The organism is Desulfobulbus alkaliphilus (assembly GCF_016918545.1).
In the GTDB taxonomy this organism is placed as follows: Bacteria; Desulfobacterota; Desulfobulbia; order Desulfobulbales; family Desulfobulbaceae; genus Desulfobulbus; species Desulfobulbus alkaliphilus.
In genome coordinates, this window is the sequence record NZ_JAFFQC010000026.1 from 1 (window position 1) to 12,922 (window position 12,922).

The 12,922-nt window shown below is 52.8% G+C and carries 8 protein-coding genes; 6 read left to right on the forward strand and 2 right to left on the reverse strand.

Annotation, left to right across the window (positions count from 1 at the left end):
- Both JWG43_RS13070 and JWG43_RS13075 read left to right on the forward strand, forming a co-directional pair.
- A partial coding sequence (locus tag JWG43_RS13070) for a hypothetical protein (protein ID WP_205243388.1) occupies positions 1 to 421 on the forward strand: 421 nt, incomplete at its 5' end.
- A 92-nt stretch (positions 422 to 513) separates the two neighbouring features.
- The gene (locus tag JWG43_RS13075) at positions 514 to 1,533 is read left to right on the forward strand and encodes a site-specific integrase (RefSeq protein ID WP_205243389.1); all 1,020 of its coding nucleotides are present in this window, start codon (positions 514 to 516) and stop codon (positions 1,531 to 1,533) included.
- A 129-nt stretch (positions 1,534 to 1,662) separates the two neighbouring features.
- On the opposite strand, the gene JWG43_RS13080 is transcribed toward JWG43_RS13075, so the two are convergent.
- Positions 1,663 to 5,028 (reverse strand): transglycosylase domain-containing protein, encoded by a 3,366-nt coding sequence (locus JWG43_RS13080; RefSeq protein ID WP_205243390.1) that lies wholly within the window; start codon positions 5,026 to 5,028, stop codon positions 1,663 to 1,665.
- A gap of 733 nt (positions 5,029 to 5,761) precedes the next feature.
- On the opposite strand from JWG43_RS13080, the gene JWG43_RS13085 reads away from it, so the two are divergent.
- The 4 genes from JWG43_RS13085 to yhbY all read left to right on the forward strand — a co-directional run bounded on the left by JWG43_RS13085 (position 5,762) and on the right by yhbY (position 12,114).
- On the forward strand, positions 5,762 to 7,504 hold the full coding sequence (locus JWG43_RS13085; RefSeq protein ID WP_205243391.1) for a LysM peptidoglycan-binding domain-containing protein: 1,743 nt from the start codon (positions 5,762 to 5,764) through the stop codon (positions 7,502 to 7,504).
- Between the two features lie 909 nt (positions 7,505 to 8,413).
- Entirely contained in the window at positions 8,414 to 9,880 is a 1,467-nt protein-coding gene (locus JWG43_RS13090; protein WP_205243392.1) for an SDR family oxidoreductase, read from the forward strand.
- A gap of 520 nt (positions 9,881 to 10,400) precedes the next feature.
- Positions 10,401 to 11,597 (forward strand): TraB/GumN family protein, encoded by a 1,197-nt coding sequence (locus tag JWG43_RS13095; protein WP_205243393.1) that lies wholly within the window; start codon positions 10,401 to 10,403, stop codon positions 11,595 to 11,597.
- Positions 11,598 to 11,787: 190 nt separating this feature from the next.
- Positions 11,788 to 12,114 (forward strand): ribosome assembly RNA-binding protein YhbY, encoded by a 327-nt coding sequence (gene yhbY, locus JWG43_RS13100; protein ID WP_205243394.1) that lies wholly within the window; start codon positions 11,788 to 11,790, stop codon positions 12,112 to 12,114.
- Between the two features lie 248 nt (positions 12,115 to 12,362).
- Here yhbY and JWG43_RS13105 read toward each other — a convergent pair whose 3' ends face one another.
- Entirely contained in the window at positions 12,363 to 12,803 is a 441-nt protein-coding gene (locus tag JWG43_RS13105; RefSeq protein WP_205243395.1) for a gamma-glutamylcyclotransferase family protein, read from the reverse strand.
- Between the last annotated feature and the right edge of the window lie 119 nt (positions 12,804 to 12,922).

Below are 12,922 nucleotides of genomic sequence, written 5' to 3' on the forward strand. Positions count from 1 at the left end.
CGGCGCGGTGGAGTGCGGTTGCAAGGAGTTCAAAAACGTCTTCTACACCCAGTGGGAATCACGTCCGGCAACTGCGGCGGATAAAGAAAAAAATCTGCTTGAACAGGCCATCGAGGTGGCGGCGACCACCGTCCACCTCCTCAATGAGGTCATCCCCAGGCCGGCGCTGGGAGGGGTGACGCCAGCCGATGTGCAGCGGGGTGAAGAGGAAAGCCGCCGACGGGAAATAGAGCGGTATCGCCAGGAGGAAGAGGACAAACCGCAGCCACCCCCTCCATCAAGGCCCATCTGGGAGGTGGTCAAACAGGCAGTGAAGGCAGAGGCGATGAGCACCAAGGAAGTGCTCACCAGACTCGCCTTCTTCGGCATGCGGCCCCTGCGAAGGGTCGCTCAACTTAACCGGGAGGTGTGGGGGAATTAAGGTGTTTTTTTGTCCGATTTATCTTGCGCCACTGCAATTAGCACCGTCTTGGATCAAACGTGCGCACATGTGATACCGGAGGTGGTATGGGAATGAAACCAACTGATTTTGCTTACCATCTGACAACCTATCTTTCCAAATATCTTCCGGGAGTAACCGGTGCCAGCCACAATACCATCTGTTCGTACCGTGATACGTTCTCGCTTCTGTTGCGTTTTTGCTCCGAAGTGAAGGCCATGAAGGTTGAGAAAATTACGCTTGAAACCTTGCAGAAACCCCTCATTGACGAATTTATGACCTGGATTGAGACCGGGCGTGGCTGTTCTATTTCTACTCGAAACCAGAGACTTGCGGCCATTCACGCGTTCTTTCGATATGTACAACTGGAAGAGCCTGGTTGCCTGTTTCTGTGCCAGCAAATCCTGGCGATACCGATGAAACGCTCAGCCAGCAAAAGCATCCACTATCTGACACTGGAAGCCATAAAAACGATCCTTAAAGCTCCTGACACAACTCGTTTTATTGGCCGGAGAGATATTGTTTTGCTCAGCCTGATGTACGATACGGGGGCCAGAGTACAAGAGATTGCCGATTTGACTGTAGCGGATGCCCGTTTGAATTCTCCACCAACCATCAAAATAACGGGAAAGGGGAACAAAAGCAGACTGGTCCCCCTGATGACTCCAACAGCCAAGTTGCTTGACCAGTATATATCTGAACATGATTTGCAATCAGTTGCCTGTGGTTCCTATCCTCTTTTTCAAAACAGATCTCGCAGGAAATTGACGCGCGCCGGTATTGCTTACATTCTTGATAAATATGTAGAGGAAGCCAGACGTGTCCATCCGGAACTCATCCCGAAAGTAGTCTCGCCGCATACTTTTCGCCACTCGAAGGCGATGCATTTGTTACAGTCCGGAGTAAATCTGATTTACATTCGAGATTTGTTAGGACATGTAAGCATTAAAACAACGGAAGTTTATGCAAGGGTGGATAGTATGATGAAGCGCATGGCACTGGAAAATGCGTACCAAGCCACATCACCCGAAGAGCTACCTGTTTGGCAGCAAAACCGGGACTTACTGAAATGGCTGCAGGATTTGGGGCGCTAAGGAACGACCCTTATGTAAAGTTATTCATTTGAAATGCCGCTACTGATAAACATCGTGCCTTACAACTTTACATAACGACTACCTTTGCATAACCGCGTTTATGTGAACCTTCACATAAACGCGGAAAGGTCAGCGGTTTTTCCAGTATGGCTGAAACCATCGCTCCGGTTCGAAATGACCTGACTCGCCCAAACTACCAAAACCGAGAATGGATGGACCAGCGGGCGGAACATCCTGGCGAAAAAGTTGACCGGCAGGTATCGCCGCCCCTCCCTGTTGAGGGGCCGCCGGGATAAACACCTGCTCCATCCCGGGATATTGCAGGGATAAGCCGTTGAAGGTCAGATCCACCATATCCAGACGTTCTCCGAGTTCTTCCATGTCCACCAGGGCCTGGGCAATATCGGACCACACCGGCAGTGCGCCTTGGGAGCCGGTAATCCGGGTCCCGGTTCGCACCATGGGGTGATTAAAATCATACCCAGTATATACCCCCACGGTATACCCATCCTCAAGGGCCAGAAGAGAATGGCTCTCCTTTGCCGGGACCGGAACATAGCCGACGAAAGCTGCGTTGCGGTATCGATTGGCTGTACCGGTTTTCCCCAGAAGAGGCACCGGCAGGTTCAGCGCGTCCAGTGACTTCTGCCGGGCGGCATCCCTGCTGTGAAGGCGAACAGTATCCCTGGCATATCGGCCGGTCCCATGGGAGACCGCATTTTCAAGAATATGGGCGAGCACCGCTGAGCTTTTCGGGTCAAAAACCGCTGTCTGATGAACCTGACGGGAATACACTACGCGTCCTTCCGGCGTTTCGATCCGTTCGATAATCGCCGCTCCATCCTGATCGACCGGCCCCTCAAGGGCCATTACGGCAAGTGTAGCCGCGTCAATGGAATCATGCCGTTTGCCGGTGACCAGCGTTTCGTACATGCGGGTTATTTCGGCCAGGGTGACCACATTTGAGCCCAGCGGAAGCGAAAGCACCGGTTCAAAGGGACTGTTCACCCCGCATTCCCGAGCCAAGTGGATAAGGTATTGTAAACCGAGCATGAGGCGAAAATCCCGAACCTCTCCCAGAATGTCGAGGGTGTAGGGCCGGGCCACCAGAAACCTGGTCTGTTCGCTGCGGATCTGGTCTTCAACCAGGTCCAGGGTTGCAGCGGTGAGAACCCCCTCGATGGACACCTGTCGCCAGAAGGCTTCAATCTGTCCGGGGCTCAGGAAGGCAAGATACCCGCGCACATCTCCGGGAGCGATGGGTATCCAATTGGGGGGCAGCGTCGGCTTCAGGGTGAAAATAAAACCGCCTGCCGTGTCCCGGACCATTCTGCCTGCCGGCGATGCGATCGGCTGGTTGTTGAAAACCCGATCAGGGTCAGCCGGCATAGACCAATCTTCCACATGCTGCCTGTAGGTATGAAAACGATTCAGGACAGAACGTAATTGCAGATAATTGGGCTGAAACAGGGAAACGTCACGATCGCGATCAGCCCGTGCACCACCGTCCCGACCGGAAAGAATATCCGCGGCGAATCGTTCAAAATGCAGGCCGTATTTCAATCGTTCAAGCTTCGCATACTCGGCGGTCCGATTGTCAAAAAGAAAATCGGCTTTCAACATCCTGACAGCGCTGGCAAAAGCCGCCTCCTCAAGCACATCGCGTGTCAACACTATACCGAAATCATCGCGGATACGTTCCATGTACTGCTGATACCCCTCCGTCCGTCCGCCTATCTCCCGCGGCGCCATATCCAGCCTGGCGGCCAGGTCCCGCAATCTCGGCGGTGTCAGATGATCAGTGAGGTGGTACAGCAGCCAGACCGTTGCCAGATTTTCAGAGGTGACCCCGGCCCAGCTCATGGAAACGGCCTCAAAAGGGCTGTCATGTATGGGTTGAGGGAAATACGGCCGATTCATGAAAATAAAAACATCGCGCTGGTTACGCAGCATGTCCACCGGACTCCAGCCGAGCTGCAGGGCAGCACCATACAGAAAAGGCTTGACCGCTGAACCCATCAACCGTTTGGCACTGGTGGCCCGGTTGAAGTAAATGTTGGCCATCCCGCCGCTCATGGCCCGTATTGCCCCTTGCTGCAGGACAAGGGCCGCACCCTCGACCTGGGGATACCGCTCAAGATCAAGGAGCATCTCTCCCTGATCGTTGACAGACCTGATGTGCACATAAACCCTGTCCTCAGGCTGCAGCGCACCAATGAGCTCCCTGCGGTCTGCCGCCCCGGGTGTGGTCCAGGCATTCCGCTTATATTTGGCCACAGCCTCCACCAGACGCTCGATGCCTTTATCGTCGATGATGCCTTCTGCCTGACCGCGATGAAAACTCACCCGCACCTGTAAACCGCTGTCGCGGGTATCGGTGACCTCCTCCACGGTTCCGAATACAAAGGCTCCGGGAAGGAGGTCTCGATCTCCGTGATAATCAAGTTCCCCATACTCTGCCTGCACTTTGTCGCGCTGGTACCCCCTGAGTCGAACATCAAGCAAAGATAAATGTTTGCGAAGGGCCAGGACGGTTTTCTCCTGCACATCCCTGTCCAGGGTGGTGATGATCCGGGCACCGGATGTTGAAATGTTCGATATACCATTCCTTTCCAGGATATCTACGATAAACCTCGCCTCCAACCCTTCTTTGACCAGGTCCATACCGGTGTTGTGGGAAAAAGTTGTTCTGCCTTGGGTAAACACCAGCTCATCGAGATTGATGGCAGCGTACTCTTCCTCACTGATCGTCCCGGCTTTGCGCATCTGGCCAAGGACATAGCGCACACGTCGTTCAATCCGCGCCCTGACCTGTTCGCTGTTCTCGACATTTCTTCGCAAAAAAGGGTTGTAAAAATTAGGCCGTTGGACACTGCCGGCAATGAAAGCACACTCCAACAATGTCAGTTCATCAGGTTGCTTGTCGAAATAATAGCGGGCCGCCACCCCGAGGCCATGGCCGTTGCCGCTGACAAAAAACTGGTTGCTGTAAAATTCAAAGATTTTTTCCTTGCTGTACCGGTGTTCAAGACGAAGCGCAAACAGCAGTTCTTTGAGTTTTTCTCGAAAACTTCTTGATTCCCTTTTGAAAAGGTTTTTTGCCGTCTGCTGGGTGATGGTACTACCACCCTGGACAATTCGACCAGCTCTGAGATTGGCAATCGCCGCCCGGGTGATGCCGAATATATCCACTCCGAAATGTTGAAAAAAACGGTCATCCTCCGAGGCGATCATAGCGTGGACAAAGGATTCCGGTATTTGATCAAAGCTGATGTACTGCCTGTGAATACCTTCGAACAACACACCGAGCCTGGTTTCTCCATCCCGATACAATACCGGACTTTCCCGACCAAGAATTTCATTGATGTACGATTCTTCTATTTCCGGCCCGGGCTCAACAACCACCAGGTAGTAGAGACCTCCGGCAAGAACCGCTACAGTGAGAAGAGTGAAAAAAAACAGGGAAATGAAAATGTAGGCAATGAATCTCAACATAATATCCAGGTCAAAACCGGTTGCCCGGCTCTGAACACCGTTCTCTGAACAAGCACCATTTAGAAGGTGGGTTTAAAAAAAGATTAAGGAATATACAGGATCGACAAAACAATCAAATCATCGGTCCCCAAAAACAGACTCCCGTAATCGATAGGCTGTGTCCACCAGGAACTAGTATTATCAGGTAATTCTTCGTTGTGTTATCCCTTCAGGCCCAAGGAGATAACAGACCTGAATCCGTGACGGCTGGACGCGTGCTTTGGATATATCTTGCTTTCATCTAATTATAATTGCAACGGAATCCTTGATAATACCCTTCACCGGTTGTCCTTTGGGGCGTCTTGCTTCAGAGCAAAATACCTTGAGCCTGGATGGTTACCGGGCAACAAAGAGCCTGGCTTGGTATCAATGGCGTCATCGACTAAACATATATTGTACTGATCATACCAGGAACAAACCAGAAAAAAACAACCGTCCGCAACACCGGTCCGATCCTAGGATGGTGATGATCGTTATCTGAACAACCGATCGATACGGAACTACCACGGGAACATTCATCGAGGACCTCTTAAAAAAAAACAACAGATTCAGATAGTTTTCCTTGTCACGGGTTTTGATTTAATGGTAATTATAGCAGGTTTATTGATTACTCAATATTCCATCGATTCCGTTGATTGCAGAAAACAAGAGCATTTCAATGCGATATCACCTCACAACAGCTTAAAAATCCCTCATGAAACGCATATTCACTCTGCTGGCTCATGCCTGTGTAGCCATTGTCCTGCTTTCCCTTACGGCATGCGCACCTCAGCTCGACCAATCGACCCTGGATCAACATGCGGCCCGGCACCATGTGCAAGACAGCGAAACCTGCACCGACGAAGGAAATTTTTCACTCTCGATGGACCCGGACCAATGGGCCTTGGAGGACCTTGCCGTCCTCAACGATCCTGATTTCTGGGAATTCGAGACCTCCGGGGAGCAAAGCGCATCACCGGTGCAAACCGGATTTGATCTTTCCTCCTACGATTTTCCCATCACCATCAACAAACAGGTTCTCTACTTTCTCGAACTTTTCCAGGGCAGACACAGAAATACCTTCAGCCAATGGCTGGCCCGGTCCACTATATACCTTCCCTCTATTCAATCTGAATTGAAACAAGCCGGCCTGCCCCTTGATCTGGCCTATCTGGCGATGATTGAATCCGGCTACAATCCCTCGGCTTACTCACATGCCCACGCAGCCGGCCTCTGGCAGTTTATTCCCGGAACAGGGCGCGACTATGGTCTACGTATCGATTCCTGGGTCGATGAGCGCCGTGAACCGGAAAAAGCGACCAAAGCCGCCATCCAATACCTGTCCCGCCTGTACCGTGATTTCGACGACTGGTATCTTGCGGTGGCTGCCTACAATGGCGGAGAAAACAGAGTGGAACGAGCTATTCAAACCTACAACACTCGATGTTTTTGGGAACTGGCCGGCACCAAGGGTATTTACCTGGAAACCAAACAGTATGTTCCAAAACTGATCGCCGCCATTCTTATTGCCCGGCAACCTGAAAAATTCGGTTTCACCGACATCCAATACCAAAAACCGGTTCAATATGACCTGATCAACGTCCCCGGCGGGACGGATCTGGAAGCCGTGGCGGTCTCCGCCAGCACCACGGTCAAACTCTTACGCACCCTCAACAACGAACTGAACAGAAACCAGACACCGCCGAGACTAGACCAGTATACTTTGCGGATACCCGCGGGTTCACGCAACCTGGTTGCAGCCAACCTCGAAAAACTGGTTCCGGTCACGACCACGACCTTCGTCACCCACACCGTAAAAAGTGGCGACACTCTGACATCTATCTGTAATTACTATAATATCAACAAGACCACCCTGCTCAAGGCCAATAATCTCCGCACCGCCTCCTTGAGAAGAGGTCACCGCCTGCAGATCCCCACCACGACGACCAGGTATGTACTCCTGAAAGATGGTGAAAGTATGGAAACACTTCTGGCCAGCGGTGGATCCGGCAACCGACACATGGTGCTGCACCAGATTAAACCCGGTGACACCTTGTCAAAAATTGCTCTCCAGTATCAGGTTCCCACCCAAACGATCATGCTATGGAACAACATTTCCAACCCGCGTACCATCAGAGCTGGTCAGCAAATCGCCCTGTACCTTGATCGACCCGCCCCTGAAGCAATGACAGTCATTGCCGATGCGGCTAAAATGATCGTGACACCCGTGGCCAGTGCCCCGGCCACCACCGATCTGCTCACCCTCAGCGACACGAAAAAACGAAGCGCCCAGGCCCCTGAGCCACAGCAGTTGGCCTGGTATGTGGTCCAAAGAGGTGACTCACTGTGGACCATTGCCAGGAAATTCCAGGTCTCCACCCAGGACCTGCGCCAATGGAACAACCTCAACAGTACTCATCTGCAGGTCGGCAACAGGCTGATCGTCAGAAAGGGATGATACCCCTCTGGATCAGTGAGCGTTCGTCCGTGCGTCAGTTTTATTGTCTGTGACCGTTCTATTAAAATCCACTTTATCGGACGGGTACGGGCCAGGAGGATGGTGTGCGGCCAGACTCCCCAAAGGGCGGCTGGTGAAAGGTACTGTCAAGGATTCGCCTGCAATTAATACCTGATCACAGCAAGATATATGTAAAACAAGCACCCAGCGGTCACGGATTCACGCAACCATGAGCGATCGCCGGCCCCCTCTCTTTGCACGGTCCGGATCCTACCTGGAGGATTGGAGCAGGCAGCCACGTCCGGGAAAATCCGGACATCAGCGACTGTTGTCTACAACGGTCACTGCGAACAGAGAAAAACTGCCCAGCGGAGAAATGAAGCCGTTTACCAACCTCTTGATTGGTCAGGATTAATCCGCAGCGGTGGAATACTTCGCCTGTTTTCCGATACAACCGCAACTCCCGGGTCACGGCCAGTGTGTTCTTCAGCTGGCAAACGGTTTCTTTTTCCAGATCATGCCGTCCCCTCTGTACCCTAACGAACGGGTACGCCAAGAAGCGCGACCCCCCTGGAAGGCATCTTCAGCCTATGACACTCTACATCTATCCATCGGTAGTTTCTTCGTCACCATGCATTCGTTCTCCGGCTCTCGCCGATCAGTCTATTCTGAACAGACGCAACCTGTGCCTGGCGCGGCACCTGCTTTTTCGCCCATGGGACCCTGTTCAACGGCGGCAGGGTAACGAAACCATACGGGCACCTCGCGGTGACAGGTTCCACTGCAAATACCGGCCACCACCATTGTTCACCTGCATCAATATTCGTCTACTATCTGCCATTACCTTGCTTTACCAGTGAATAATCAATATAGTATAGGCTTACTACCCATTGGAGGTCGACCCTACCCATGCACAATGTCCTACTCACCGGAGCCACCGGTTACATTGGCAGACGCCTGGAAAAAGTACTCAGGGAGCGAGAAGACCTGCGCTTGCGTCTGTTGGTCCGTAATACGCGTAAACTGACGGAAAAAACCCGCCAGCACGCCGAAATCATCGAGGGCGACAGTTTCAGCCCCGAAACGCTCCGGCAAGCGCTTTTTGAGGTTGACACTGCTGTCTACCTGATCCACTCCATGGGGGCTGAGCGCGATTTCAGTCAACTCGACCGGGAGAGCGCGGAGAAATTTTACAATGCCTGTCTGGAACAAGGCGTAAAAAGAATTGTATATCTCGGCGGCCTGGGCCTGCGAGAGTCAGCCTCACCCCATCTGGCCAGCCGCCTGGAAACCGGAGACATTCTTTCAAGTCGCCCCGACCGTATCCGCACCATCTGGTTGCGGGCCGGCGTGATCATCGGTTCAGGGAGTACCAGCTTTGAAATTATTCGTCACCTGGTGGAAAAGCTGCCGGTCATGACCACGCCCAAGTGGGTCAACACCATGACCCAGCCCATCGGTATCGAGGATGTCGTAGCTTATCTGAGCGCCGCCATCAGCCTTGATCCACCCGATAATGTGGTGGTCGATATCGGCGTTGCACCCATTTCTTTTCAGGAGATGTTGCAACAGACAGCCGAGGTCATGCGCCTGCGCCGATGGATTGTTCCGGTGCCCGTCCTTACACCCAGGCTGAGCTCCTACTGGTTGACACTCATGACACCGGTCCCTTATCGGATCGGTGCAGCTCTCGTTGAAGGGCTTAAATCAGAGACACTGGTCCAGAATGACCATGCGCAACGTTTCTTTCCACAAATTCAACCGCAACCGTTCCGCGAAACAGTACAACAGGCCCTCAATGAGCTGGAACAGGACTTGGTGATCAGTCGCTGGTGCGATTCCAGTGGAGGGGCTGTCTGCGATATCAGCGATGCTGCTTCCCCGGCGGACTCGGTTTACCGAGATGTCCGCATCGCCCCGCTCCAGGGTATTCCAGCAGAGCATGTCTTTGCCGCCATCACCAGCCTTGGCGGAAAAACCGGCTGGTTCTCCCATTCTCTCCTCTGGCGGACGCGCGGTCTGATCGATAAGGCTGTGGGTGGGTACGGATTGAATCGTGGCCGCAGAATGCACGGAGAACTACGGATCGGAGACGCGCTTGATTTCTGGAAAGTTGTTGACCTTGTCCCCGGCAAACGCCTGCTCCTTGTTGCCCAGATGCGAGTTCCCGGAAAAGCCTGGCTGGAATTTGACCTTCAGAACGACACCCTGGTACAGACCGCTCACTTCATCCCGCACGGCCTGTACGGTCGACTGTACTGGTATGCACTTATTCCTTTTCATTATTTTATCTTTCCTGGCCTGATTAAAAAAATCCTGGCCAAGGCCGGTGAAATGGAGCAAGAAGCACGCCATACCCAATCACGGGAGGTGTAACTGGTTGGGCCGTCATGCCTCTGCACCGTACTCGGTCAAAGGTGCTGGAAAGTACACGACAAGGAAGTTCGACTCGTCCCTCCAGGCAGACAGCCGAAACCGTATCAAGACTGCGCGCCAATGATTGCCCAGGAGAGATCGACCGGACGTTGACCAAGGCCGCCTGATCGAGAGCCCTGGTATCGCGGGCCCTTAAAACCACCAAGGGTATCAGCCTGCACAGAAACCGTTCATCGGCTGTTTGAACACAAGTTCCCGGCCGGCACCTGGCAGACCGTTTTTCACCAGATCCTGAATCCGTGATGGTTGGACGCTTGTTTTGGATATATCTTGCTGTCATCATATTATAATTGCAGTGGAATCCTTGACGCTCACCTTCACCAGCCGCCCTTCAGGACCTTGGTCCGCACGCCATCTTCATGGTCCGTGATTGCCCGATCAAGTCTCCATTAATCGAACGGTCACAGACAATATTGCTGACGCGTGGACGAACGCTCACGGGTCCAGACAGATAAAAATCATGATCGACACCTGTTTTCCAAAACATCAATATTCCGAAGACGTAACCGTACTCACCGCAGCCGACAAGACTATCCTCCTTATCGGCACGGCACATATCTCTCAACAGTCCGCTGAACTGGTGCAACAGGTCATCGAACAGGAGCTGCCCGATGCGGTCTGCGTCGAACTGGACGAAAAGCGCTTTGCCGCCCTTTCCAAACGGAGCAACTGGGAGAACCTCGACCTCAAGCAGCTGGTACGCAACAGACAGTTGGCCACTCTTCTGGTCAACCTGATCCTGGCCACATATCAGAAAAAACTCGGAGGACAATTAGGAGTCCTACCCGGAGCCGAATTACTGGCCGCCGCCCGCACCGCGGAGCGACTGGGAATTCCGGTGCAACTCTGCGACCGGGATGTCAGGATCACACTTCGCCGCGCCTGGAGCGCGACCCCTTTCCATAAAAAAGGGCACCTTGTTTTTTCCCTGCTTGCCTCGCTGTTTGATAAAACCGATCTCACCGAGGAAAAACTGGCAGCCATGCGGCGCAAGGACTCCTTGTCTGAATTGATCAGTGAACTGGGAACGGCGCTGCCCCACACCAAGAGAGTACTCATTGATGAGCGCGACATCTACATGGCCGAAAGGATAAAATCCGCGCCCGGGCAAAAGATCGTGGCTGTAGTCGGCGCCGGTCACATGGAAGGTATCGCCAGGGTGATCAAATATGACAATCGCAACCAGCTCACTCCCATCAGTACGGTGGACCCCGTCTCTTCTTTCTGGAAATTCTTGGGGTGGGTCATTCCCGTTCTGATCATTTCGGCCTTGGTCCTCATCGGCCTCCGCCATGGTGCCACGGAATTCTCAGCCAACGCCCTGTATTGGATTCTGGCCAATGGTATTCCCTCGGCTGTCGGCGCTGCTCTCGCCTTTGCTCACCCGGCCACTATTGTTTCCGCCTTTGCCGCTGCTCCCTTTACCAGTTTGACACCAGTCATCGGTGCAGGATACGTCTGTGCTTTTATCCAGGTCATGACCTGCCCGCCTCTGGTGCGGGAACTGGAAAACGCAGGCCGTGATATCTCTACAGTGTCCGGCTGGTGGAAAAATAAATTGCTCAGAATTTTTCTGGTGTTCCTGTTCACCTCCCTGGGCTCGGGGGTTGGCACCTGGTTGGGCGGCTACCGAATTGTCACGACCCTGTTCAGCTGAACCAAGGTCATCGTTGCTGTGCACCCACGCACAATGAAGAGTCTTCGGACCCGGTATCAGCAAGACTTCTGGTATCGAGAAGGATGAGCATAATGCATGCAGCTGAGAAACAATTGCACAACGTCAAGGGATACTTGAAGAAGAGAGACCACCGGGTACAGCGGAATTGATTATAGCAGAGGAAATGTCCATGACCGAATCAACAGAGACAGAAGAGGTGGTATTGAGCAGTGGTCAAAAAAGAGCCCTGCGCAGCATGGGCCATCATCTTGAACCGACAGTTTATGTCGGCAGGGAGGGTTTATCGCCGCCCCTGATCAAGTCGGCGGATGCAGCGCTCAGAGCGCATGAACTGATTAAAATAAAATTGGGAAGGAACTGCCCGTTGGAGCGAAATGAGGCGGCAGGAGAACTGGCACGGACCACGGGATCATTGCTGGTGCAGGTCATCGGGCGTATGATCCTGCTCTATCGGGCTAACCCCGACCTGGCCGCGGGGAAGCGGATTACAGTTTAACATTGAACAGACTGCGCTGAGATGTCTCCCTTTTCCTTGGAAAGTCAGCTGTACTCGGGAGACATGACTTTTGCCTTAACGTCACCTGGCGTCACCCGGCGTCACCCGGCGGCACGCGGCAGAACTGCTCGACAGTCACCCGAAAACATGTCGCCCTGATATTCTGCTCCCACGGAACAGGGCGGCATCATGGCCGAAAAACCTTGTCCAAACAAGTAATTCCAACCATAAAGAATTGATTGTTGGCTTTACAAATCACCACGATCAAACAAATCGCGGCGATCCTCAACAAACCAGTGGATGAATTTTTCCAGCCCATTCTGCATGAACCGGTCAAAATCCCAGGGATCCTTGGAAAGAAACTGTTGGCAATCTTCTTTGATTGCATAAACATACGCGTCTTCATACGATCCGTCAGCCTTGGCGACCTGGACAATAACTCTCTCGTACTTGTCTCCTTCAAAGGCATCCAGCTTTTTCATGGCCTCATCACTCAGCCCCCAGTACAATTTTCCCGAAACGAGGGAATCCTGCTGGGGTATGATGCCGGGATATTCCGAGTCACGAACGCGAAATCGTGCCCAATTGTTCAATGTCGCTTCCTGGCCGGAAAACTCCTGGCCGGTGACGGCCTTCATGACCAGGGACGACTGTAGTGTTCCATAACAAAACAACGCGATTTTCTCCATTATCCTTCCTGCCTGGTGATTCACGAACTTTTCAAAAATGCCTCATATCTTGTTCCTGTTCGAACATGAACTGGGGGTGAGAGCAATAAAAGCGTTTCGCTCCCGGCAGCACGCTGAAA